21 protein-coding genes are annotated in these 25,333 nt (G+C 56.2%); 3 read left to right on the top strand and 18 right to left on the bottom strand.

What is annotated here, in order from left to right; translation table 11 throughout:
- Positions 1–4: 4 nt before the first annotated feature.
- From HMPREF2804_RS03520 to sdhC, 10 genes are all read right to left on the bottom strand, one after another.
- Entirely contained in the window at positions 5–592 is a 588-nt protein-coding gene (locus tag HMPREF2804_RS03520; RefSeq protein ID WP_070627318.1) for a DUF501 domain-containing protein, read from the bottom strand.
- A 72-nt stretch (positions 593–664) separates the two neighbouring features.
- On the bottom strand, positions 665–1,591 hold the full coding sequence (locus HMPREF2804_RS10940) for an FtsB family cell division protein (protein ID WP_141750930.1): 927 nt from the start codon (positions 1,589–1,591) through the stop codon (positions 665–667).
- Positions 1,592–1,913: 322 nt separating this feature from the next.
- Positions 1,914–3,197, bottom strand: a complete 1,284-nt coding sequence (gene eno, locus HMPREF2804_RS03510; protein WP_070627316.1) for a phosphopyruvate hydratase — start codon at positions 3,195–3,197, stop codon at positions 1,914–1,916.
- Positions 3,198–3,655: 458 nt separating this feature from the next.
- Positions 3,656–4,360 (bottom strand): nucleoside triphosphate pyrophosphohydrolase, encoded by a 705-nt coding sequence (locus HMPREF2804_RS03505; RefSeq protein ID WP_070627314.1) that lies wholly within the window; start codon positions 4,358–4,360, stop codon positions 3,656–3,658.
- 13 nt (positions 4,361–4,373) lie between these two features.
- Positions 4,374–7,940 carry a hypothetical protein gene (locus tag HMPREF2804_RS03500; protein WP_070627311.1) on the bottom strand — a complete coding sequence of 1,189 codons (3,567 nt, stop codon included), beginning with the start codon at positions 7,938–7,940 and terminating at the stop codon, positions 4,374–4,376.
- Between the two features lie 313 nt (positions 7,941–8,253).
- Positions 8,254–9,504 (bottom strand): amidohydrolase, encoded by a 1,251-nt coding sequence (locus HMPREF2804_RS03495; protein WP_041321697.1) that lies wholly within the window; start codon positions 9,502–9,504, stop codon positions 8,254–8,256.
- 284 nt (positions 9,505–9,788) lie between these two features.
- A complete protein-coding gene (locus tag HMPREF2804_RS03490; protein ID WP_238382355.1) occupies positions 9,789–10,526 on the bottom strand; it encodes a succinate dehydrogenase iron-sulfur subunit in 738 nt (245 codons plus the stop codon).
- A 52-nt stretch (positions 10,527–10,578) separates the two neighbouring features.
- Complete coding sequence (gene sdhA, locus HMPREF2804_RS03485; protein ID WP_048754438.1) at positions 10,579–12,342, bottom strand: succinate dehydrogenase flavoprotein subunit; 1,764 nt, start codon at positions 12,340–12,342, stop codon at positions 10,579–10,581.
- Positions 12,343–12,384: 42 nt separating this feature from the next.
- Complete coding sequence (locus HMPREF2804_RS03480; RefSeq protein WP_004006060.1) at positions 12,385–12,870, bottom strand: succinate dehydrogenase hydrophobic membrane anchor subunit; 486 nt, start codon at positions 12,868–12,870, stop codon at positions 12,385–12,387.
- A gap of 3 nt (positions 12,871–12,873) precedes the next feature.
- Positions 12,874–13,332 (bottom strand): succinate dehydrogenase, cytochrome b556 subunit, encoded by a 459-nt coding sequence (gene sdhC / locus HMPREF2804_RS03475; protein WP_037231971.1) that lies wholly within the window; start codon positions 13,330–13,332, stop codon positions 12,874–12,876.
- A gap of 333 nt (positions 13,333–13,665) precedes the next feature.
- Between sdhC and HMPREF2804_RS03470 the strand changes: the two genes are divergently transcribed.
- Entirely contained in the window at positions 13,666–14,775 is a 1,110-nt protein-coding gene (locus tag HMPREF2804_RS03470; RefSeq protein WP_070450788.1) for a mannose-1-phosphate guanylyltransferase, read from the top strand.
- A 161-nt stretch (positions 14,776–14,936) separates the two neighbouring features.
- Positions 14,937–16,277 carry a hypothetical protein gene (locus HMPREF2804_RS03465; protein ID WP_083297379.1) on the top strand — a complete coding sequence of 447 codons (1,341 nt, stop codon included), beginning with the start codon at positions 14,937–14,939 and terminating at the stop codon, positions 16,275–16,277.
- Between the two features lie 87 nt (positions 16,278–16,364).
- Here the strand turns inward: HMPREF2804_RS03465 and HMPREF2804_RS03460 are convergent, their stop codons facing one another.
- From HMPREF2804_RS03460 to HMPREF2804_RS03445, 4 genes are all read right to left on the bottom strand, one after another.
- Positions 16,365–16,949: a 2'-5' RNA ligase family protein gene (locus tag HMPREF2804_RS03460; protein WP_070450792.1), complete on the bottom strand. Its 585-nt coding sequence runs from the start codon at positions 16,947–16,949 to the stop codon at positions 16,365–16,367.
- Positions 16,950–16,966: 17 nt separating this feature from the next.
- Positions 16,967–18,031, bottom strand: a complete 1,065-nt coding sequence (gene trpS / locus HMPREF2804_RS03455) for a tryptophan--tRNA ligase (RefSeq protein WP_070450793.1) — start codon at positions 18,029–18,031, stop codon at positions 16,967–16,969.
- Between the two features lie 80 nt (positions 18,032–18,111).
- Positions 18,112–18,960, bottom strand: coding sequence for an exodeoxyribonuclease III (locus HMPREF2804_RS03450; RefSeq protein WP_013398556.1), 849 nt, complete (start codon positions 18,958–18,960; stop codon positions 18,112–18,114).
- Entirely contained in the window at positions 18,957–19,415 is a 459-nt protein-coding gene (locus tag HMPREF2804_RS03445; RefSeq protein WP_070450795.1) for a hypothetical protein, read from the bottom strand. Before HMPREF2804_RS03445 ends, HMPREF2804_RS03450 begins: the two co-directional genes overlap by 4 nt.
- 82 nt (positions 19,416–19,497) lie before the next feature.
- On the opposite strand from HMPREF2804_RS03445, the gene HMPREF2804_RS03440 reads away from it, so the two are divergent.
- Positions 19,498–20,334: a GntR family transcriptional regulator gene (locus tag HMPREF2804_RS03440; RefSeq protein ID WP_246822676.1), complete on the top strand. Its 837-nt coding sequence runs from the start codon at positions 19,498–19,500 to the stop codon at positions 20,332–20,334.
- A 160-nt stretch (positions 20,335–20,494) separates the two neighbouring features.
- Here HMPREF2804_RS03440 and HMPREF2804_RS03435 read toward each other — a convergent pair whose 3' ends face one another.
- From HMPREF2804_RS03435 to purH, 4 genes are all read right to left on the bottom strand, one after another.
- The gene (locus HMPREF2804_RS03435) at positions 20,495–21,379 is read right to left on the bottom strand and encodes a bifunctional methylenetetrahydrofolate dehydrogenase/methenyltetrahydrofolate cyclohydrolase (protein ID WP_070627309.1); all 885 of its coding nucleotides are present in this window, start codon (positions 21,377–21,379) and stop codon (positions 20,495–20,497) included.
- A 108-nt stretch (positions 21,380–21,487) separates the two neighbouring features.
- Positions 21,488–22,768 carry a serine hydroxymethyltransferase gene (gene glyA / locus HMPREF2804_RS03430; RefSeq protein WP_048754446.1) on the bottom strand — a complete coding sequence of 427 codons (1,281 nt, stop codon included), beginning with the start codon at positions 22,766–22,768 and terminating at the stop codon, positions 21,488–21,490.
- 231 nt (positions 22,769–22,999) lie between these two features.
- A complete protein-coding gene (locus HMPREF2804_RS03425; protein ID WP_048753255.1) occupies positions 23,000–23,569 on the bottom strand; it encodes a TetR/AcrR family transcriptional regulator in 570 nt (189 codons plus the stop codon).
- A gap of 147 nt (positions 23,570–23,716) precedes the next feature.
- On the bottom strand, positions 23,717–25,327 hold the full coding sequence (purH, locus tag HMPREF2804_RS03420) for a bifunctional phosphoribosylaminoimidazolecarboxamide formyltransferase/IMP cyclohydrolase (protein ID WP_210398384.1): 1,611 nt from the start codon (positions 25,325–25,327) through the stop codon (positions 23,717–23,719).
- Between the last annotated feature and the right edge of the window lie 6 nt (positions 25,328–25,333).

Genomic DNA, 25,333 nt, shown 5'->3' with positions numbered 1-25,333 from the left:
GAAATTAGGCATCCCGCCATGATGGTTCACATGCGCAAACCTGCGGGGTCCACCAATCGGCGATCTCATCCAGGCCCCAGTCCCCCATAGGGTTAATGCCGCGGCCCACCGCCAGGGTGTGACCAATCACGGCATGCAGGCATTTGACGCGCGTGGGCATCCCGCCCGCCGAAATATTCTCAATCTCGGGCACCTCATCGGTTCCGCTGATCAGACGAATGCGCTCACGCTCGGCCAGGTAGTTCTCGTGTGCTAAGGTGTACCGGCTCGCAAGTTCGGTATCGTCCGCGAGCGCATCGGTCATCTCGTACATGAGGCCCCCCGCTTCCAGGCGGGATGCGGCCGCAGTAATCGCCGGATGCGCCAGGTAAAACACGGTTGGGAACGGGCTTCCGTTCGATAGCCTCGGCGCTGTGGCGGCAACAAGCGGGTTACCGCATACACAGCGTGCGGGAATCTCAATAACATCCCGCACAGTACGGCCCAACTGTGCTGAGAGCACTCGGATATCTTGGTCGGTGGGCGTCAAGGTTTCTACAGTAACGCCGAAACCCTGCGGGGCGCGGTTTTTGAGGTCTTCTACAGTGCTCATAGATCTTTCTTGAAGAATCGGTACGTCAGGTTTTATCGTACAGCACGGTTCACGTGTACAGCCGTACCGGCGTTACTTATCAGCAGGTTTAGGCGAAGGAGCCTTACCATCGTTCAGGGACCCCCAAAGTTTGTTCGTCCACGAATCTTCGGGAGCATTTTTCCCGGAGGCAGAGGTGCTGTCAGCCCGGCCGTCATCCGAATCTATACCGGTGACTGTATACGGGGTATCGCCCGGCGCCACATAGAATAGACGGCTGCGGGCCTGCTGGCGCACATAGTCGTCGTCTTGCCACCAGGTTTTCTCAGCTTGAAGCTGCACGTTTTCCTGTTTGAGCTCAGCAATGCGAGCCCGGGTAGTGTTAATTTCCCGCTGCTGATCAACATAGTTAGTCAGCGGGTATGCGGTACCCAGCAGGAGCACCGCGATCATAATAAGAATGCCCAAAAATTTCCCGCTAAAGCGATGCGCCGCGACGGGAGTCTCATAATTCTCATCCTCATCGTGTTCGCGGTGGATGCGGCGTTCACGTGCATCGCGTTCCCTATCGGTGCGATGTGCCCGGGTACGGGCGCCGAAGAAGCTGTTAGCGGCGCGCATCCAGGCGGGGCGCTGCAAATACGAGCGGTCTTCAACGGTTCGATGGGTTGCGGTGATGTGGGGTTCCTTCGCCGCAGGTGCAGAAGATTTGACGCTCGCGGACGTAGCCTGCCGCTCGTGTGCCTCACGATGCGCTGGCTGCGGGGGCGGCAGGGTGGCCTTCGAGCGCCGCGCAGTTGGCTTCTGCTGAGCCCGCTTATCTGCGGTGTTGGTCGTGCGGGATGAACCGGGTTTATGCGCCTTCTGCTTGCGGGCACGGGATTTACGGGCAGATGCTGGAGCATCGGAAAGACTTTCGCGCGCGGCGGCGGACTGGCTGCCACGTGATGTGCGACCTCGACGCGGTTCCTGCCCCGCCGGGCTTTTGCGTCGTTCACGTCCGTCGCGCTGAGCCATCATGTAGTTTCCTTCCCTGCCCCTAAGTCTTTGATTACCATTCTAAGCTACCGTGAACGTTCAGACGGAGTTATCCCCCGAAAAAGTGATATACCCGAATTATTGCTGGCACATTCCCCTAACCCCTAGGGAAAACTGAGCTATTAGATTTGGAGGGATACATGTTCAAGAGCCATAAAGCGCGCCGTCGTCGTAGGCACCCTTATAGAGAGAAGTCTACGAAGAAAAGTAGGAGATAAAAAATCTGGTGCTCTCGCAGGTAATGTACCAGTCGAGAGCACCAGATTATGATGTATACGGTTCTAGCCGTCCGTATATTATCGCGTTACGCTTTCTTGAAGCGGGGGAATGCTGACTTGCCAGTGTAAACAGCGGCATCGCCCAGTTCTTCCTCAATGCGCAGCAGCTGGTTGTACTTTGCCACGCGCTCGGAACGTGCGGGTGCACCGGTCTTGATCTGACCCGCGTTAGTCGCCACAGCGAGGTCGGCAATGGTGACGTCCTCGGTTTCGCCGGAACGGTGAGAAACCATGCAGCGGTATTCGTTGCGCTGCGCCAGTTCCATAGCATCCAGGGTCTCGGTGAGCGAACCGATCTGGTTGACCTTGACCAGCAGAGCGTTTGCCGCACCCTCGTTGATGCCCTTCTCAAGGCGCTCGGGGTTGGTCACGAATAGGTCGTCACCGACGATCTGAACCTTGTCACCAATCTGCTCGGTCAGGGTCTTGTAGCCTGCCCAGTCGTTCTCGTCTAGCGGATCCTCAATGGAAACCAGCGGGTACTTCGCCACAAGATCAGCATAGTATGCGCTCATCTCTTCGGCGGACTTCTTCTGACCCTCGAAGTCGTAGGCACCGTCATTGTAGAACTCGGAGGATGCCACATCCAGTGCGAGAGCAACCTGTTCACCGGGCTTGTAGCCAGCCTTCTCGATTGCCTCAATAATGAGATCAAGAGCCGCAGCGTTGGATTCAAGGTTCGGTGCGAAGCCGCCCTCATCGCCCAGGCCGGTAGAGAGGCCACGGTCGTGCAGCACGGACTTGAGCGAGTGGTAAACCTCAACACCGGCGCGCAGAGCATCCGAGTAGTTCTCGAAACCGATGGGAGCAATCATGAACTCCTGAATGTCAACATTGGAGTCTGCGTGAGAACCACCGTTGAGGATGTTCATCATGGGAACGGGAAGCACGTGGGCGTTGGGGCCACCCAGATACTTGTAGAGGGGAAGGTCTGCGGACTCTGCGGCTGCCTTAGCGACGGCCAGAGAAACACCCAGAATTGCGTTAGCGCCGAGTTTGCCCTTGTTGTTGGTGCCGTCCAGAGCAATCATGGTTGCATCAACAGTACGCTGATCAGCGGCGTCGATACCGATAATTTCTTCCGAAATCTCTTCAATAACAGATTTGGCGGCACCCAGAACGCCTTTGCCTAGGTATACGGACTTGTCGCCATCGCGACGCTCGACTGCCTCCCACTCGCCGGTGGATGCGCCCGAGGGCACAGCGGCACGTGCGAAAGCACCATCTTCGAGCAGAACCTCAACCTCAACGGTCGGGTTGCCGCGGGAATCCAAAATCTGACGGGCGTGAACTGCGGTAATAACAGCCATGAAATTGCTCCTTAGAGAGTACAGGATATGACGGCTCGCTCCTGTGATGTTGGGCGAGTCCCGTTGCCCTAAATTTTACCAAAACTCCCACACAAACACACTAGTTACCACGGGATTTTTTGCGATTCCTGAGGGTATCCAACACCTTTAGTCCCTTGTAAAATCGCCTCTCAAAAGTCATTCCCCCTGTGGACGCAGCATGTCCTCGCACCGCAGGCACCAATTCGAACCCCAACCGATAACGACAAAGTTCTTTATCACACTCTACTAAAACGATTGAACATCTTTAGAGCCGGTTTCTACATCGCGCAACACAGGTGTGCAGTGCTTTATGCCCCACCCACGAATATAACCAGTGGCGCCCTATTTCAGGGCATAAAACAGGCACCTTTAGATGCGAAAAACTATCGCATCTAAAGGTGTCTGATAAATACTCTTCAGCCTACGCGGCCACGAGGCTATTGGTTGTAATCAATAAACTTGCGGGTGTAAGTACGCAGGGCACGTTCCGAATCCAGCCCATTCTGACGCGCGCGGCACACAAGCGAAAAAAGTAGCTCACCGAATTCTTCCTCACTATAGGTAAACGGAAGATCATCGTCTAAGGAGGTAGGTTCCGGCGGAAGCACAATGTCGGCCTTGCGGGCCTTAGCAATCGTCTTCTCCGCTAGGGCCAGTGCAGGAAGATGAGGGGGAATGCCGTCAAGCGGACCTCGATCGGATTTCTCCGTCTTCTTAAGCTCATCCCAGAAAACCTGTTGTTCGGCGGCGGTCATCCGGGACTCGTCCGAAGAATCACTGAAAACATTCGGGTGCCGATCGTGAAGCTTTGCGTCCAGACCCTCGATCACCTGCTCGATCGTAAAGCCGCCCGGTTCTGCCGCCGCAATATCGGCGTGGAAGAGAACCTGAAGCAGAACATCGCCCAACTCTTCGCGTAGAAGCTGCAGGTTTGTACCCTCGGGTGCCTCGACAGCCTCCACGACCTCATAGGATTCCTCAATGAGGTATCGAATGAGGGACTGATGAGTCTGTTCGGCATCCCAGGGGCACCCGCCGGGGGCGCGCAGGGTTGCCATCGTCTGCACCAGACGCTCGAAGGCCTTCCCAGCTCGTGCGGCAACCTCAGCTACCGTTTTCTCAGAAACTCTATCTTCATTCACGGGCGGGCTTCTCCTACATGCTCCAGTGAGTCAGAGCATTCGCCATATGCGCCGGAATCTTAGCCCCCAGACGCGGGAACATGCGCAGTTCCTCTACGTAGCGATCGGCCTCAAGCTGGCGGGGGTACCGTACGAAAGCCTGCTCATTCGAGTAATCGAATGCAGACTGCACGGGCACGCCCGGGGTGAAGGTCAGGCTCATGGCGAGTGGCGACCCTTCACCTTCGCTGTAGGAATCGGCCTTGAGCGTGGGAATACTCAAATCTTCTTCCGAAACTAACTCGAAGGTTCGTACTTGCTCCCAGAATCCGTTGCGGCGCACGTGGGTGAGCACATCGTAGTAAGAACCCACCGAGCGCACCCGGATCAACACGGTCGTTGCATCCTTGGCGCTGCCATTCTCGCCAAAGAGAGCTTCGGTTACCGGTGCCAGATGCTCGATCACCTTGGCGTCGGTGAGTACCAGGTTTCCCTCGGCAAGCGCATCGCCAGCGAGCACGGAGGAATGTGCCTGATGCGCGGGGGTATCCGGCTCGGCTTCAGCGGGAGGCAGATCTGCGGATTCATGCTGCGCGGTCTTACCGTTTACAGTTGATTCTCCGGACTGAGCAGCAACAGCGGATGCGGTCTGCGCGGCAGGCGCATCCTGCTTATTCGACGCCGATTCCTGAGGCTTCGTGTCGGTCGAGCCTGTCAGCGAGTCCTTCTCGACTTCGGGGACGAGAGCGAGGTCATCCACATGCTTGGGCAGTGCAGAGGAACTGTCGGTACTGGTGGTGCCAGCCTGGGATTCCTCCACCACAGCCTGAGTTACATTCGCACTCTGATTCTCCGAGGTGTAACCCGCAGTAGTCTTGGCATCACTCTCAGCCTTGACGGTGCTTTCGGAATCAGCCGCCTTCTGTGAGTCCTCGCTCGTCTTATCAGCAGCGGACTTCGAGCCGGTACCCGAAGTCTTCACCGCAGCGGAAGTATCCGCAGCGTCTTCCTTCGCGTTCGATGCAGTCTTCTTCGCTTCGGAGGATGCCACGATAGTCGCCAAAGCCGCCTGCATGCTGTTGAGTTCTTCTTCGTCTTCAGAAGATTTCTCAACCTTGGTTTTCTCTACCTCAGCTTCGGGGGTTGAGAGGCCGGAAGAGTCCTTGGCTGCAGATGCGCCAGACACCGCCGATTTCTCGGAGACAGCATCGGCTTTAGCGCTGTCAATCTCGGTCTTGCTCTGCTCAGCAGCTTGAGCATCGTGACGACCGGTGACATTCTGCGGATCCGCATCGTAATCGTATTCGTAACGCGAATCCTCGCGGTCGCTCTTCGACGATGCCGCGACCCCGGCGGCTGTCACGCCTGCGGCGCCAAGGGTACCTGCAGCGAGCGCGCTTGAACTGCTCTTGGTCGATTCTGCTGTAGCAGAATCAGACTTTGCAGTATCTGCCTGAGCCTTCGCAGAAACTTCCTGTGCCTTGTCCTGAGCCTCGGAGGACTTCTTCTCGGAATCTACGGTATGTTCGGATTTCTCAGACTTCTGTGAATCTTGAGTATTGGCTTTGTCGGCATCAGCAGACTTGACGTTCTGGGTGTGGTCGTCAAGATCTTTCGCCTTCTGAGACTCAGCGGTCTTAGCTTGCTCATCGCTCTTATCCTGAGCGAGCTTTGCCTCAGATTCCTTCTGCGAAGAGGTATCATCGGCGGAATCAGCCAGCGCTGAGGTCTTCGCGGTCGACGTTTTCTGATCTGCAGCTTCGGTGGATGCGGTGCTCTGGTCGGCGGAGGCCTTCACCGACTCTGCGCTTTTCGCTGATGAGTCTTTCTGCGAAGCCGAGTCTTTCTCGCTCGTTTCGAGAACGTAATCCGTGGTGTAGCTCGATGCATCGGCGGTGTTCGTGTACGAAGCCTGTACCGCTACCAACCCGTTCTCGCTGGGGTTTGCTACCACGAGAGCACGGTTCCACACCCTGCCCGCGTCCTGTGCTCGCACGTAGAGCGAGGCAATCGACGAGAACCACGCATCGGTCGGAACCACAACACCCTGTTCGACTTCGCTGCCGCGATGGAAAATCCGGTAGTGCATATCGTCGCCCAGCTGGCGCAGTTCGTAGGACACCTTCCCGGAGCCGTATCCGCGCATCGCAGTTACGAGGTCGTGCAGCGGATTCTCGGGGGTGAGAACCTCCGCCTTTTCGTTCCCTTCAACGGATGCTGCTGCATGTGATGATGCGGCTGCGGCGCCGTTCTGAGAAGCTTTTTCATCGCGCGCAGTTTTTTCAACGTCCTGTTTCTTGGAGTCTTTATCTGTGGAAGAGTGGGCTGAGACCTCATCTGCCACGGTCTTCTCATGTTGTACAGCCATCTTCTCGGCAGAGGTCTTCTCAGCCGAAGTTTCGACGCTGCGATTCTTCTCGGGAGCCAAGGTTTCAGGATCGTTACGGTCATCAAGATGTTTGGCGGAGCCCGTTGCCCCCGAGCCGACAAACTCGATCTTGTCGGACTTCTTCGAGGCTGACGGGGTGCCCGAAGACTCCAACCCGCTCGTCGCCTGAGCCTCAGGGCTAGGTGACTTTTTCTCGTGTGCAGAGGCTTTTACATCCGAAGCAGATTCGGATTCTTGGGGTGTGGACTCAAGCGTAGACTTCGAGTCGGCGTTCGCTGTCTTCTTATCGTTTGAGTTCTTAGACTCAACACCGGGCGCGGGAACGAAAGCAGGCTTCTCTTCGGCATCGGTAGGCACGACTCCTGCGGCAAGTTTCTCCCGCTCACGATCCTCAACGTTCGGGGTCTTGATGTCCGCAGAGTCTTTCTCTGCAGAAGAAGACGGGGCGGCAGCCGCATAGGCGTGTGAGGATACTGAGGAGGTATTCCCCTCGTGCTCGGTGCTGTATTTTGTCTCGTTAAATTCTTTAAGTGCGTCCTGCACGTTTTGTTTCTGGGAGCCTGCTTCGCTCTGTACCGATGCGGTACCCGAAACCGACGCTGCGTTCGATGAGGGAACCGCAGTGGCGGAAGAGTTAGTCTCAAATGCATCCGCAGGCATACTCGTTGCGCGGTACTCAGAAATCTGGGGTGCACGTTTCGGGGCGGAAGTATCGGATGTCTGGGCTGCTTCTTGTGTGAAAGAACCCTTCTGGGCGGCATCTGCGTTCGCAGCCTGTGAGGAAGCGCCCACGGTTTTCTTGCCTTCTGCTGACCCGGAAGTCCTCGCTTCGCCTGCTGTGGATGCCGAAGGCTCAGCAGAAGAGCCGCTGTGCTGCGCGGACTGTTTCAAAGCATCGACGTTAAGGTCAGAAGTATCTTTGCTCTTCTGCTCTTCCTGTTGCATGCGAGTGCTCTCAGCCTGCACAAACCGGCGCAGGGAATTCTCCCAACGCTGCTGTTCATTCACACGTTCCGCGAGGGTACGATCCGATGCCTCTGCATCGGAGTTAGGGAGGGCGGATTTTACGTCGTCAGCCTGTGCTTCTGCCTCAGCCTGGGCGGCTTTCGCCTGCTCTTCCCACTTCTTCTTACCGATTCCAAAGAATCCCACAGAGTTCTCCCACTCGTCAGCTGTTCGGCGCCCCGCAATGACGCGGTGCGGTTCGGTCATCCCCTATAGTTTATCCTGCAAATGTTATTCATGAGTGGGTATGACGCAGGTTTTGACGTTCATGCGCGGCTTAACACCGTTTTTTCTAGGGTAGACATCACTATTTTGGTTTTTCAGGCGCAACCCCACTCCCCCGGCAGATGCCCGCTATTTCGGCGATGCACCCACACTTGACGCATTCCTCCTGTGACGAAACCCGTTCTTTCATAAAGTTTTCGTAAAGATTTGGCGGAGACCCCCGTAAATATTTCTCGGTGCTGCGTGCTTCGGCACCAGTGCCCGGAATATCCTCTATTACAGGTTGTCCGTAATATTAACGCGCCTCATCCCGCACCGGGTTCGCCGCCTTCGCAGCCTTCGCGAGCTCAAAACGCACGGCACGCAACGCGGTCGCCGCCATCACGCGCACACCCACGCCAATCGCCTGCTCATTAGGAGCGTAGTCCCCCTGATGTAAGTCGTAGACAGGATCTTCCGGGGCGCGAGTTCCTAGGCGGAACATCGAGCCTGGAACCTCCTGCAGAATCCACGCGAAGTCTTCTCCACCCATTGATTGCTCAACCAACACGATGGACTCTTCGCCTAATTCGGCGCGCGCCGCGTTTTCCAACATGGTAGTTTCCGCGTCGGTATTGACGACCGGGGGCACACCACGAATATGCTCAACCCTCGCCTGCACGCCAAAGGGAACCGCGACCTGCTCAATTACCTCGTCCAGCAGGTTACCCGCCTGACGCCACACCTCAACATCCAGACATCTCATGGTGCCCGCCAAATAGCCTTCAGCGGGAATAGCGTTCGGGGCAACCCCGGCGCTCACCTGCCCCCACGCGACCAGCACGCCGGAACGCACATCGGTACGGCGCGTGAGCACGGAAGGAACCTGCACAGCAATCTGACTCATCGCGTAGATAAGATCCTCGGTCAGATGCGGCCGAGAGGTATGACCACCATGACCACTCAGGTGAATCTTAATCGTGTCTGAAGCACTCGTAATCGCCCCGATGCGCGTGCCAATTTTCCCCAGTTCGACCTTCGGATCGCAATGCAGAGCAAAAGCACGCGGGATATTGCGTAAAAGACCTTGCTCAATCATCTGCACAGCCCCGCCCGGCAACTGTTCCTCGGCGGGCTGGAACAGGATACGCACGCTGCGCCCCAGAGGAGTCTTTTCGTTCAGCTCGTGAAGCGCCAGAGCAACCCCGAGCATGACGGTCTGGTGAATATCGTGCCCGCAGGCGTGCATCACCCCGGGTATGGTCGATGAATAAGGCAGATCCGTCTGTTCGACGATGGGAAGCGCATCAATATCGGCGCGAAGAGCTAAAGCAAACGGCCCGTTTCCGATATCGACGTAGCAGCCGGTGCCTTCACAGGCGATAGGGTTCAGCCCTGCCTCACGCAGCGTCGTCATAATGCGTTCAGTCGTTTTCACCTCGCGGAATGAGAGCTCCGGGGTACGGTGCACCTCGCGGCGGAATTCCACAAGGGTAGGCATCATGCGAGCCACCCAGTCGTCGAAGACAGGGGTCGAAAGATCGTAACGTGAGTTTGCAAAAACCATAGTTCGAGAATAGCGCGAATCCGCGGTCAGTACACACCTTCCGGCTGCCCTCTTACGTTCGTTGAAGTTTTTGTACGCGACGTGACGAATCATCGCGTTGTGTGGCCGGTTTATGACATTGTGACGGATTGTGACGAGACTGAAACCGCCGCCTGCAGACGCGGAAATTATCTAGCGAGCATCAGTTCGTCCTAATATCGCAAACAAAAAATGCGGTGTGGGCACACCAACCTTGCGCCCACACCACATATCTTGTGTTTCTACGAGTTCTCCAGCCGCTAGGCTTAGAGGGCTCGCGCCAAAATAGCCTGCTTGACCTCGGCAATAGCCTTAGTGATCTGAATGCCACGCGGGCAAGCCTCGGTGCAGTTGAAGGTTGTGCGGCAGCGCCACACGCCTTCTTTATCATTGAGGATTTCCAAACGCAGGTCCCCAGCGTCATCGCGCGAATCGAAGATAAAACGATGCGCATTCACGATGGCAGAAGGACCGAAGTACTGACCGTCCGTCCAGAAAACGGGGCAAGAGGAGGTACAAGCCGCGCACAGAATACACTTTGTGGTGTCGTCGAATCGGGCACGTTCTTCCGCAGACTGCAAACGCTCACGTTCCGGTTCATTCGAGTCATTGATGAAGAAGGGCATGATCTCGCGGTACGCCTGGAAGAAAGGCTCCATATCGACAATCAGGTCCTTCTCGCAGGGAAGACCCTTAATCGGCTCAACGATAATGGGCTTGGTAATGTCCAGATCCTTGAGCAGGGTCTTGCACGCTAGGCGGTTACGTCCGTTGATGCGCATCGCATCCGACCCGCAGATACCGTGTGCGCAGGAACGACGGAATGAGACCGAGCCGTCGAGCTCCCACTTGATCTTATGCAATGCATCCAGCACGCGGTCGGTGCGGTACATGGTCAGGTTGAAGTCATCCCAGTATGCTTTATCCGATACTTCGGGGTTGTAACGGCGCACGCGAATCGTCACGTCATAGGTGGGGATGTTCCCGGAGTCTGAACCGGACATACCTTCAAAGAGCTTGACCGATTCCGGTTCGGGAGTTTCGTGTTCAGCCATTTTAGTACTTACGCTCCTTGGGTTCGTAGCGAGTGTAGACAACGGGCTTGGTATCAAAACGCAGACCCTGCACACCCTCAAACTCAGACTCGGGATCTAGATAAACCATCGAGTGCTTCATGAAGTTCACGTCGTCGCGCTTCGGGAAGTCCTCGCGGTAGTGACCACCTCGGGATTCCTGGCGGTGCAGTGCGCCCACCGACATCACCTTGGCAAGCTGTAGCAGGAAGCCGAGCTCAACGGCCTCCAACAGGTCAAGGTTGAAGCGCTTGCCTTTATCCTGAATCGAGATATTTGCGTAGCGCTTTTCGAGTTCGTCAATGGCGGAGAGAGCCTTGCGAATGGTTTCTTCGGTACGGAACACCTGCATATCGGCTTCCATCACACGCTGCAGCTCGGTGCGGATAGCGCCAACCTTTTCGGTGCCCTGCCTGTCACGAATACTGCTGAGCATCGCGAGAGTGCGATCGGCAGCGTCGTCCGGAACAGGCACGAAATCTGCGGATGCGGCGTATTCTGCGGCGCGGCGGCCAGCACGCTTACCAAACACGTTAATGTCCAGAAGTGAGTTGGTTCCCAAACGGTTTGCACCGTGTACCGACACGCAGGCTACCTCACCGGCTGCGTATAGTCCTGGAATAGTCTCTTCGCTGTTGCGGTACACCTCGGTATCGTTGTTCGTTGGAATACCGCCCATCGCATAGTGCGCGGTGGGGAACACCGGAATAGGCTGGTGGTGCGGCTCAACTGCCAGATAGGTACGCGCGAATTCGGTAATATCCGGCAGTTTCTCGTCGATATGTGCGGGTTCGAGGTGAGTGAGGTCTAGGAGCACATAGTCTTTATGCGGTCCGCAGCCGCGACCTTCACGCACCTCGTTCGCCATTGCACGAGCCACGATATCGCGGGGGGCTAGGTCCTTAATGGTCGGTGCGTAACGTTCCATGAAACGCTCGCCCTCGGAGTTACGCAGAATACCGCCTTCACCGCGGGCACCCTCGGTCACGAGAATACCCAGGCCCGCAAGGCCGGTCGGGTGGAACTGCACGAATTCCATATCCTCTAGGGGAAGACCTGCACGCAAGGCGATTGCCATGCCATCACCCGTAAGGGTGTGTGCGTTTGAGGTAGTTTTGAAAATCTTGCCGCATCCGCCGGATGCGAAAATCACGGATTTCGATTGAAAAACGTGTACTTCGCCGGTTGCCAGGTCGTAGGAGACAACACCTGCAGGTCGGGGGTTGCCGTTTTCGTCTTCTGACATAATGAGGTCGAGCACGTAGAACTCGTTGTAGAACTCGACATTGTGACGCACACAGTTCTGGTAGAGGGTCTGCAGAATCATGTGGCCCGTGCGGTCGGCAGCGTAGCATGCGCGACGCACGGCGGCTTTACCGTGATCGCGGGTATGCCCGCCAAAACGACGCTGGTCGATGCGCCCCTCGGGGGTACGGTTGAAGGGAAGACCCATTTTTTCAAGATCAAGCACGGCGTCAATGGCTTCTTTCGCCATAATCTCTGCCGCATCCTGATCGACAAGGTAGTCGCCGCCCTTGACGGTGTCAAAGGTATGCCACTCCCAGTTGTCTTCCTCCACATTGGCCAAAGCGGCGCACATACCGCCCTGTGCCGCACCGGTGTGCGAGCGGGTGGGGTATAGCTTCGTCAGCACCGCGGTTCGTACGCGCTGCCCCGCCTCAATAGCGGCACGCATACCTGCGCCGCCAGCGCCAACAATCACTACATCGTACTTATGTACCTGCATGATGCTCTCTCTCGTATGTCAAAAATCTTTAGTGTTTTACCCTTAAGGGGCCGGGCAGAAGCTAGGCAGCAGATTAGCCGCCGCACCCGAGGGGCAGGGATCAAAAGCGAAGATCGTGAGGGTTCCGACCAGCAGCACAAAAGCGGATGCTGCGAAGAGGATAATCTTCAGCCACACACGCACACGATCCTTTTCAGCGTAATCGTCAATGACCACGCGGATGCCGTTGGTGCCGTGGAGCATAGCCAGCCACAGCAGCAGCAGATCCCAGATTTGCCAGAAGGGGTTTGCCCATTTACCACCCACGAAACCGAAGTCGATCGCGTGAATGCCGTCCCCCACCATGAGGTTCACGAAGAGGTGCCCGAAAATCAGCACAACCAACACGACACCGGAGAGGCGCATCCCCAGCCAGGCGAACATTTCAAAGTTGTTGCGCTTGCTGGAGGAACGGTTATATTTCACACCATCAATCTTGTTATCGCGCAGGCGAGGAACCGAAACGCGTGATTTGAGTGGAGTAGACATAGCTTAGTGACCTCCAAGGTGTGAGAAGACGATCGGCAGGTGGCGAGCCGCGAATCCTGCAACGGTAATAGCCCACAGGAACAGAACAACCCACAGAATCTTAATGTGCGGATAGGTAGCCTTCTGGTTGATCTCGGGGGAACCGTCTTTGCCTTTGCTCATCACATGCTCGACTTTGGCGTTAGTAGCTGTTCCCCAAAAGTCGATAAGAATAATGCGAATACCGTTGAAGGCATGGTACACGATGGCTGCCACAAGCGCAGTCTCTCCCAGACCCATCACGGGGTTTTTGTAGAGACCGAGAACGCTGTTGTATGCCTCGGGAGAGATACGGACAACGGCGGTATCAAGTACGTGAACCAGTAGGAAGAAGAATATAGCGATACCTGTCACACGATGAGCGACCCAAGACCACATGCCCCATCGGCCGCGGTACAGGGTCCCCTTTGAACTATTCAGCACTGAATAACCTCCTGTCGCCGCTGAGACGACGTCGGGGTCTGTGTGTTTAACCTCGGCGGGAAGCGCGCTCAGCAACTCCTGTGATTTCATATTGTTAGTTTCAAGATACCAGGTAATTCACAGGCTTATTGACACCTCGTCTCCTTATTTCACAAGAAACTACAAGGTTAATTACGAAATAGTTATTTTGCGATACCCCTCCGTGAGCTGAGTTCATGCGGAACTAACCTTTACCTAATGTGATGCATCTCTTGATATTTTTTATCTGAGACTTTCCTGGAAATCACTCTAAGAATTCGGCATATTACAAAAGCCCCCGGTATTCTGGAACTGATGAATACTGCATTAACCCGTTTCCGCCCGCTTATTCCAGCTGGCGGTGTTGGTTCGCGTTTGTGGCCGCTTTCGCGTGCTCAGGCGCCGAAGTTCCTTCTCGACCTCACAGACTCAGGTAAATCGCTCTTGCGCGATACTTACGACCGTCTCATTGATTTGAGCAACGGCTCCGTCATGGTCGTGACCGGCACTTCTCATGCCAACGCTGTAACCCAGCAGATTCCCGAATTGCGAGCCTCCGACCTCGTCTTGGAGCCCTCCCCGAAGGATTCTGCAGCCGCTATTGGTTTAGCGTGCGCTATTATTCATGAGCGTGAACCGGATGCGATTATTGGTTCCTTCGCCGCTGATCACGTCATCAACCCCGTTGATGAATTTCAACGCGTGGTGACTGAGGCGGTTATCACGGCAGCTTCAGGAAAGATTGTCACCATCGGCATTACCCCCACCGAGCCGTCGAGCGCGTTCGGATATATCAGAGCGTGCACTCCACTGGGGCTTGCTCACGCACCGAACGCCCTTGCGGTCGAGTCTTTTGTTGAAAAACCCGATAGCGAAACCGCGCAAAAATACCTAGACTCCGGGGACTACACCTGGAACGCTGGCATGTTCGTGGCGCCCGTATCCCTGATGCTGCAGCATCTTGAAAAGAACGAGCCCGAGCTTTACGCCGGGGTTATGAAGATCGCCAAGGCTTGGGATACTCCCGAGCGTGAGAGCATTATGGAACAGACTTGGGGCACTCTCCCCAAGACCGCAATCGACTACGCCGTTGCTGAGCCTGCCGCTGCTGCTGGCGATGTTGCAATGGTCCCCGGCTCCTTCAGCTGGGACGACGTGGGAGACTTTGATGCCGTTGCTCGTCTTAACCAAGAGAAGCATGGTGAAGGCCTCACAATTCTCGGTGACGAAGACAATGTGATCAATCAAGGCTGCAGCGGTATTGTTGTCGCGAATAGCAACCGCAAGATCTCGGTGATTGGCCTTGACGATATTGTGGTGGTTGATACCCCCGATGCGCTCCTCGTCGCACCGCGTGAGCAGGCTCAGGCCGTGAAAGACACAGTTGCCGAGCTCAAAGATCGCGGCTTGGCTGATCTTCTCTAAAAGCGGCCATCGCTTAAATAACCACGCCGTATGGCGTTTATAACATTCTCAACACTCACTCATCGGGTGGATCGGCATGATATTCGCGCTGATCCACCCATTATTTATATCCCGGCTCTTACTTATTCAATAATGATTCTCATGTGTGATAGTCTCTGTGTATGTCCAACACACGAAAATCATTTTTGACGTCACTAAGTTCACTCGGTCTCGTATCCTCCCTGCTCCTTGCAGGATGCGCGGGCGGCACATCCTCTGCAGGCTCCTCAGAGCCTTCCGCAGGAGCGTCCTCAGGGGATTCAAACGCAAGCGCCTCGCAGTCTCCCATCGTTGAAGGCAAAGGCGCGTCAACCCGCCTAGCCATCACTTATGACGGCGGCGTGATGGTGTACGACGGTAAAGATATGAAGCTTCTGCAGGATATTCACAAAGATGGTTTCCTGCGCCTGAACGATGCGGGTGATAACCGCCATCTGATCGTAGCCGATGGATCCAGCTACACCTTCCTCGACACCGGCGTATGGTCGGTAGCACACGGTGACCACTCACACTACTACACCACCGCTCCCAGCCTCTCGACACTGTCGCTTCAGGCCGACCACACCGGGCATGTTATTGCCGATAACGGTAAGGTTGCGGCATTCGCAGACGGTACCGGCACCTTCGACGTATACGACCCCGCAAACCTGGTATCCAATAAGCGCACGGCAACTAACCTTGAAACCAAGCAGGTTAAGCTCCCCAATCCTCACCACGGATTCGCTATTCCCCTGCCGAATGACCAGTACCTCGTAGCAGTCGGGGATTCCAAAACCCGCACGGGCGCAGCCGTGGTAGACGCTAACGGTAAGACCATAACAGAGAACAAGGAATGCCCCGGTGTACACGGCGAAGCTATCGCGCGGGATAATACCTTCACGATCGGATGCACCGACGGCGTACTCATCTACCGGGACGGCACTTTCACGAAGGTGACAAACCCCCAAGATCCCTACTCACGCTCGGGCAACCAGGCAGGAACGGCAGACTCCCCTTACGTTCTGGCGGATTATAAGACGGATAAGGACGCCAAACTTGAGCGTCCCGAGAAGTTTGCCATCATTGATACGGTCGCCCGCACGCGAGAGGTATACTCACTCCCCAAAGGAGTCAGCTACACCTTCCGTTCCATGGGCCGCGGACCTAACGGTGAGGCTCTGCTGCTCACCACGGACGGTAAGCTGCGTATCTACGACCCGGCAAACGGCACCGAGCTTGGGTCTGTACAGCTAATGAATACGTGGACCGAGTCAGAAACTTGGCAGGATCCTCGCCCGGCATTGTGGGTAGACGGTAAAACTGCCTATGTGACCGACCCTGAGACGAAGAAGCTTCACGCGGTATCACTCTCGGATGCTTCTCATCCAAAGACCCTCATGAGCATTGATCTGCCGCAGGTTCCTAATGAACTCAGCGGTGTGTCTTCCGCGAATGCGGCGCCCGTAACTGCGGACTCCCACTAGGAAGAAGTTAGAGAGCGCAAGCCCCGATACCTGAACCGGTATCGGGGCTTGCGCTGTAGGTACATATATCAAGATTGTGGAGCGCAGTTATGGCTTAAGAGATAGTGCTCCCAGAGGTTCCCAATCCGAGCCATCATAGGCATATACGTGCAGAGTATCTACAGTGAACGAGCGTTCTTGTTCTGGTAAATCGTCGAAAATCCGATGCGCTTGCCGCACCTGATCCGGCGTCAAAGAACGCCCCAAGGTAATATGCGGAACGTAAGGGAAAGGCGATGCCCACTGCCCTAACTCCTGCACGCACGCGCCATGAAGTTCGGCAAAAGTATCGGCACCTAAGATAACGTCCAGATACTCGATCTCAGAGTTTGGGCGGAAGGTGCACACTCCCCCAGCGCGCGCCTGCGCCGTACCAATTGCGGCGAGTGAATGCGCCAGTGCATCCGAACGCCAGTCGTTCTCATTCTGCTCGGTCAGCTCGCTAACATACACAGTCACATGATTACTCAAATCAGTGGGAAGAGTCATGCCGGTTCTCTTCTTCCAGTCCACAAGACGCTGCCCCAGCGGTCCGTTCACGTGAGCAATCAGACTCAAATAACGCTGCCCGGGGTGAAGAGTGGGCGATTCCTCAGTGTGTGATAGATTCTCGCAGGTGTTCTTAACAGTCACAGCGTACCTCCTTCGGTCTAGCCGCGCTGTGCGGGCAAAAAACCCACTTTATCGTAGACATTCTCGATAGTAACAGTCGCTATTTCACGAGCTTTCCGAGCACCCAATGCCAGCAAGCGGTCAAGCTCGGCGGGGTCCGCCATAAGCTCTAGGGTACGCTCACGCAGGGGCGAAAGTTTCTCGACCACAACATCCGCCAAATCAACCTTGAGATGACCGTACATCTTACCCTCATAACGTTTGACGAGAGAGTCGATGCTCTCACCAGTCATCGCGGAATAGATCGAGAGCAGATTAGAGACGCCAGGTTTCGCCTCACGATCATAAGCAATAACGGAGCCGTCGTCAGTCACGGCAGACTTAATCTTCTTCACAGTCGCCTTCGGCTCATCCAAAAGTTTGATAAGCCCCTTATCGGAGGTGGCAGATTTCGACATCTTCGAGGTCGGCTCCTGCAAATCATAAATCTTGGCGGTTTCCTTCATAATAATGGGTTCGGGCACCACGAAGGTTTCGCCAAAGCGCGAGTTGAACCGTTGCGCCAGGTTGCGGGTAAGCTCTAGGTGCTGGCGCTGATCCTCGCCCACCGGTACGCCATCGACCTGATACAGCAGAATATCCGCCGCCATCAGCACCGGGTAGGTAAATAACCCCACCGAGGCGTTATCAGCACCCTGCTTCTGCGATTTGTCCTTGAACTGGGTCATGCGTGAGGCCTCACCAAAACCCGTGAAGCAGTTCAGTACCCAGGCAAGCTGCGCGTGCTCAGGCACCTGCGACTGCACAAAGAACGGGGAACGCGCAGGGTCAATACCGGCGGCAATATACTGGGCGGCGGTCAGGCGGGTGCGTTCGCGCAGGGACTGTGGGTCTTGGGGCACGGTAATAGCGTGCATATCGGGGATAAAGAACAGGCACTCGTTGGCGGGGTTCTCCTGCAGGGCAACCCAGTTGTTCACCGCGCCAATATAGTTGCCCAGGTGCATCGAATCTGCGGAAGGCTGCGCACCGGAGTAGACACGCACACGATCCAAAGACGCATTGGGAATGAGTGATTTATCCTGTTTCTTTTCGTCAGACATGATAGATACTTTCTTCAAGGGGCGCACGATGCGGACGGCCGGTTAGCCAGCGCATCCGGCATCTTATCGGCAGGTGAATTCTAGAACTGATAATCGACGACGAGCGGCGCGTGATCGCTGAACCGTTCATCATAGGAGGCGGCACGATCGACCGTTGCTTCCACGGCTTTCGCAGCGAGCGCTGGGGTAGCCATATGGTAGTCAATGCGCCACCCGGCGTCGTTATCGAAGGCTTTGCCGCGGTAGGACCACCAGGTATAGGGCCCGGGCACCTCACCTGCGAGTTTGCGCGCCACGTCTTCATAGCCGATTTCGCCAAAGAATTTATCGAAGTATGCACGTTCTTCGGGCAGGAAACCGGCGCGTTTCTGGTTTGCCTTCCAGTTTTTAATGTCGAGCTCGGTGTGCCCCACGTTGAGGTCTCCCACAATGAGCACGTGATCTGAATGCTGAGCGAGTTCGGGCAGGCGCACGAGCATGCGGTCGAGAAAGCGGTACTTGTCATCCTGGCGGGGCGTTCCAACCTCGCCGGAGTGCACGTAAGCGCTTACGACGGTCAGGGTTTCGCCGGTGGGCAGGGTGTAGTCCGCCTCAACCCAGCGGCCAGCGTCTGCGAAATAGTCTTCGCCGATCGTGGAGCGGGTAGCGACAGGCTGGTTTTTCAGAAGCTCACCGTTCGCATTGGGGTGCTTGCGGGTTGCCACCAGTACCCCGGCGCGTCCTTTGGCGGCGGCTTCGGCGTGCAGAATATTCCAGTCGTCTTCGTTGAGAAGTTCGCGCACGATCTTATCGGGGGCACGAACCTCCTGCAGGCAGAGAATATCAACGTCGCGGCCAGCGAGCCACGTGGCCATATCTTTCCTGTAGGCGGCACGAATACCGTTGACGTTCACGCTGGCGACGCGCAGAGTTTTAGCGGCGCGGCTCATTCTTCACCCCTCATTTCGTCGTTGACCATTCCCATCCCATTGGACGCTGTGGTGTTAATAGTATCTAAAGCCCGCTCGATCATGGCGCGAGATTCTTCGCTGTCGTCCGTGAGGTGGTTGGCAATTTCGCGGGACTGCACAAGCACGATCTGAAAGCTGTGGGCAAGTTTATCGGCGAGCATCGCATCCGATTCTTCGCGGTGGATGCGGCTAAATTCGGCACGATCCTGTTTGATGGATACCAGCACGATACGCACTAAGTAGACGGCGAGCGCCAGCCATCCAAGAATAAGGCCTGCCAGGATCCAACCGAGCACGCTGTTGGCGTTGAAAATTGCCAGAACGAGAAGAAGTACAAGGAGCCCAACGCCGATGCAGGACCCAATAATGGCTTTACGCACGGAGGCGTTATCGGAGTCGGCGGTGGTTACAGAATTTTGCTCGCGTGTGTGCATAACATCAATTATGCCAGGATAAATGCCTCGACATACACGTAGTGCAACGCTTTTAGGGTCGGATAGGCGTAAACTATCTGTGATGACTCATTCACTCAACTTTTCAGGTTCTGTCTCTAACTCGGGTTCCCACGAGGCACCCGAGGCTTCTGCACGTGGTTCTATGATGGAGAACGCCGAGGAACTTCACGACGATCCCACCATGCTACCGCCGGTTCCTGGCCCTAAATATGAGCAGGTTATCCGCTACCTGGAACAAAAATATGTAATCCCGGGTTCTCCCGGAGATAAACTCCCGACTGAACGCGCTATTCAGGAGAAGTTCAAGGTAAGCCGCCAGACGGTGCGCAATGCTATCAAGGCTCTACTGGAGCGCGGTCTTATCTATAACGTTCAGGGTTCTGGAACATACGTTGCCGATCGTTCTCAGGGAAGCTACATTCCGCGAGTATGCTCGTTCGCCGAAGATATGGAGCGGCGCGGGCTGCAGGCTTCAACCAGAATGCTTTCAACCCAGTGGGTTGAGGTGACAGAAGAAATTTCACGTTATTTGAGTGTCACCATAGATTCTTCGGTGCTTTTGGTTAAGCGTTTGCGCTTGGCTGAGGGTGAGCCTATCGGTTTTGAGCTCGCCTATTTGACACCTGAGGTTGCAACATGCCTGCTTGAAACGATGGCCTCTGGCGGTTCACGCAAAGATCCTCACGACCATTGCGAGTACACAATCGAACACGGCATGATGCGCATGGAAGCAACCCTGATGACCGAGGCGGATGCGGAAGCCTTCAATCATCTGCCAACCGTGGGTGCCGCCGCGTTCAAGGTGACCACCACCAGCTATACCTCGCAGGGTTCACCCGTTGAGCACAGCGTGACGCTCTATAAAGGGGATGCCTATTTTTACGAGATGCTGCTGTAAAAAACTCCACAGCAGACATATGACATGCGATACCGGTGCCCGAGTGCGACAACAGTATGCACCCGGGCATTGTCGTACCTAGCGTGTTTCACAATGGCGCGCGGTTATCCTCAGAGCCCTCTCGCGTGCTGCGGCACAGAACGTTGAGCTGACGGCCAGGCTAGTTCTTCGCTACCTGACGTTCTGCGGTCTCCACAACATTCACCAGCAGCTCCGCGCGGGTCATGGGGCCCACACCGCCGGGGTTCGGGGACACCCAAGATGCCTTCGCGGCCGCCTCGGGGGAAACGTCACCGAAGAGTTTCTTCTTACCGGTTTCGGGGTCTTCGGCACGGGAGACGCCCACGTCCAGCAGAATTGCGCCATCCTTCACCTGATCCGCTTTGAGCACATGCGGCACACCCACGGCGGCGACAATAACATCCGCCTGGCGCAGAACCTCGTCAAGGTTCTGGGTACCGGTATGCGCCAAGGTCGCGGTTGCATTGATCTCACGGCGGGTCAGCAGCAGCCCTAGAGGACGACCCACGGTAATACCGCGACCGAGCACAACCACATTCTTACCGTTCCAGTCGATACCGTGGCGTTTCACCAACTCAATCACGCCGTTCGGGGTGCACGGCAGGGGTGAATCTAACGGCTCCGAAACGTTCAGCACCAGCTTGCCAAGGTTAGTGGGGTGCAAACCGTCAGCGTCCTTCTCAGGCACAATCTTCTCCAAAATACGGTTAGTATCCAGGTGCTTGGGCAAGGGAAGCTGCACAATGTAGCTCGTGCAGGCAGGGTCGTGATTGAGCTTATCAATCTCGGCTTCAAGCTCTTCCTGGGTGATATCGGCGGGCAGATCTACACGGATCGAATTAATGCCAATCTCCGCGCAGTCGCGGTGTTTAGCGCCCACATAGGAGTGTGAGGCGGGATCATCCCCCACGAGTACCGTTCCCAAACCGGGGGTAATGCCCCGTGCTTTGAGCGCCTCAACGCGCTCAGTCAGCTCGGATTTAATGGCGGCGGCGGTTGCCTTACCATCAAGAATCTGCGGCATAGCAGTTTTCCTTTCTGTTCATGTCATGGATTCATCCGTGAGAGGTTTACACTGGGCAAAAGACCCCGCAGACGCTTTACGAAGCGTACAACGGGGTCTTCATAAGTTTTACCAGCTCTCACTTCCCACATAGAGCGGGTACTTATCGCAGAGCTTATTCACGCGCTCGCGCAAGGCGGCGATATCGTGCTGCGGCAACAGCACCGAAGCGATAATATCGGCGACCTCGGTAAAGCCTTCGGCATCGAAACCGCGGGTTGCCAGGGCCGAGGTACCGATGCGCAGCCCGGAGGTCACCATCGGCGGGCGGGGATCGTTCGGCACCGCGTTGCGGTTAACGGTAATACCCGCGTCGTGCAGCAGGTCTTCAGCCTCTTTACCGGTGAGCTCGTGGTGGCGCAGATCGACCAGTACCAGGTGCACGTCGGTACCGTCGGTGGCGATGGAAACGCCCGCATCGCGCATATCCTGGTGGGTCAGGCGCTCTGCTAGGATGCGCGCCCCCTCGATTGTGCGCTTCTGACGGTCTTTAAACTCTTCGGTCGCGGCAACCTTGAACGCGGTCGCTTTCGCGGCAATCACGTGCATGAGCGGTCCGCCCTGCTGCCCGGGGAATACCGCTGAGTCGATCTTTTTCTTGAGCTCTTCGGTGCACAGGATAAACCCGGAGCGGGGTCCGCCTAAGGTCTTGTGCACGGTCGACGAAACCACGTGGGCGTGCGGTACCGGGTTGGGGTGCAGACCCGCCGCTACTAGACCGGCAAAATGGGCCATATCAACCCACAGGTAGGCACCAACTTCATCGGCAATCTCACGGAATTTCGCGAAATCCAGCTGACGGGGGTATGCCGACCATCCGGCAATAATAACCTTGGGACGCTCAGCGAGTGCGAGCTGCCGAACCTGTTCCATATCGATCCGACCGTCTTCGCCTACCTCGTAGGCAACAACCTCGTAGAGCTTACCCGAGACGTTCAGCTTCATACCGTGCGAGAGGTGCCCACCGTGAGCCAGTGAAAGACCCATGATCTTCTCACCGGGGGTCAGCAGGGCGTGCATGACGGCGTTATTCGCCTGGGCACCGGAGTGAGGCTGTACGTTGGCGTGTTCGGCGCCGAAGAGCTCCTTAACCCGTTTAATAGCCAGGTCTTCAACGATATCGACGAATTCGCAGCCACCATAGTAGCGGCGACCCGGGTAGCCTTCCGCATATTTATTGGTCAGCACTGACCCCTGCCCCTGGAGTACGGCACGCGGCACGAAGTTTTCGGAAGCGATCATTTCCAGGGTGTTTTGCTGGCGCTTACGTTCCAGATCGAGTGCTTCGGCGACCTCGGGGTCAAGCTCCGCGAGGGGAGCCTCAAGCACGGTTCGAGTCTGCTCGGTCATACCACTCCTCAAAGTGTGATTCTGCATAAAATGTGATGAGAGCTTATGATGTGACTCTCATCTTACCGTATAGGTTAGTGCCTGCACAGATATGACGCCCACCGTATGAGATGGCCATACCAAGGGCTCTTTGGCATGTTCGCGGCGATCCTTGCAGCGAGTTTTCCATGCCGAACCGTGAGTATTGTCCCGAAGGAGGCAGACGCGCGCAGGCGGCGCATATACACCGGGTTATTCCTGAGTCAAAATAGCGGTTGCATATGCGAAATAGGCTTCACGGTTTTCTTTTCCGAGAAGCTGAGTCTGCACCACATACCCGCTAAGCACCGAAAGCACCGCCGCGCCCATGACATTAAGCCACTGCTCAAGCTCTTCAGCGGTTACATCGAGTTCGCGTTCGCCCCAGGCACGGTAACGTTCCATTGCCATGGCGCGCAGTTGATGCATTTGCTCCCCCACTACGGCGTTGATAGCGGGCATTGAGACAGCCTCGCCCCAGGTGGCGAGCAGAAAGCGGCGGGTTTTTGCCGTATCAAGAATCTTCAAGAACCCCAGAACATAATCCCATGGAGAATCCGCACGCACTTTCTCGAAGGGAGCCATGTCAAGGCGTGCGGCCTCTACCATGATCTCTTCTTTCGAGGAAAAGTGGTTGTAGATAGCTCCTGCGGAGAGCCCGGTGGCGGCAATAATCTCGTTCATCGAGGTCTTTTGATACCCGCCTTTAATAAAGCATTCACGGGCGACATCGATAATCTGTATACGCCTGTTCTTTTTGTATTCTTCACTGACTTTAGGCACGTCTTAATCCTATCGAATATTTACCCCGTATGCGTGCCAACCCAACCCGTGCACACCATAACTTTTGCAGCCGGATTGGGTTGGCAATATTCACCGTGCATCAGCCTACCTGGCTGGCGCATTCGATTGTTGAGACAATGCCGGAATTTAGTGGAAGAAGTGGCGGGTTCCAGTCAGGTACATGGTGACGCCCGCATCCTTCGCGGCCTGAATAACTTCGTCATCACGGATCGAGCCGCCGGGGTGCACGACCGCACGGATACCGGCGTCGAGAAGAACCTGCAGGCCGTCCGCGAAGGGGAAGAAAGCGTCGGATGCGGCAACCGCACCGCGGGCACGCTCGTGGCCTTCTCCGCCGAGTGTATTGGCGCGTTCAACCGAGAGTTTGCACGAATCCACGCGGTTAACCTGCCCCATGCCGATACCCACGGCGGCACCATTATGGGCGAGCATAATCGCGTTCGATTTGGGGGCACGCAGGGCACGCCACGCGAATTCAAGATCGCGCAGAGTGGCTTCGTCGGCAGGTTCACCGGCGACCAGCTGCCAATTCTGCGGGTTATCACCCTCGGCGTTAAGGCGGTCGGCTTCCTGGAAGAGCGCACCGCCAGAAATCGAGCGGTACTCGATAGTCTCACGCCCGAATCCCTCGGGAAGCACCAGCAGGCGGAGATTTTTCTTGGTTTCCAGGATTTCGAGGGCTTCCGGCTCGTATCCGGGCGCCACAATAACCTCGGTGAAAATATCTTTAACGGCCTGCGCCATATCCTTGGTGACCGGGCGGTTTGCCGCGATCACGCTGCCATAGGCGGACAGCGGATCGCAAGCATGAGCCTTAGCGTACGCATCGGCAATTGGATCTGCGACATTAGGGCTTGCAATTGCAATACCGCAGGGGTTGTTGTGCTTGATGATGGCGACCGCAGGCTCATCAAAATCGTAGGCTGCGCGCAGGGCGGCATCGGCATCCACATAGTTGTTGTAGCTCATCGCCTTGCCGTGAATCTGCTCAGCCTGGGCGATACCGGGGGCTGCTGCGGGATCCACATACAGAGCCGCGCGCTGATGCGGATTCTCGCCGTAACGCAGGGTCTCGCTGCGTTCAAAGCCCAAACCAGCGTACGGGGGCCAGAAGTTAGCGTCTTCATCCTGCTGGAACTGCGCGGCGGTCCAGGTAGCGACGGCGGTATCGTAAGCGGCGGTATGGGCGAAGGCACCGGCGGCCAGACGGCGACGCTCCTCCAGGGAAAACCCGCCATCCTGGGCGGCGGTCACGGTCCGTTCGTAGTCTTTGGGGTCTACCACGACAGCGACCGCATCGTGATTCTTCGCGGCGGCACGCACCATTGAGGGACCGCCGATATCAATTTTCTCGATAATAGCGTCTTGGTCAGCACCGGATGCCACGGTCTCTGCGAAGGGGTATAGGTTCACGACCACCAGGTCGAAGGGCTCAACGTCGAGTTCGTTAAGGGTGTCGATATGCTCCTGCTTGCGGCGGTCGGCCAAAATACCGGCGTGGATGCGCGGGTGCAGGGTCTTCACGCGGCCTTCCAGGCACTCGGGGAACTCGGTAACCTCGGTAACTTCTGTGACGGGCACACCGGCGGCGGCGATCGTGGATGCGGTCGAACCGGTAGACACCAGCTTCACGCCTGCCTCGTGCAGACCGCGGGCGAACTCCGCCAGATTAGTCTTGTCGTACACGGAAATGAGGGCGCGGCGCAGGGGCAGACGATCGAGCTTCTTCATAGACACTAATTA

The sequence above is a fragment of the Rothia sp. HMSC065G12 genome, assembly GCF_001811455.1.
Taxonomy (GTDB): Bacteria; Actinomycetota; Actinomycetes; order Actinomycetales; family Micrococcaceae; genus Rothia; species Rothia dentocariosa.
This window is presented reverse-complemented; position numbering and strand designations above follow the sequence as displayed.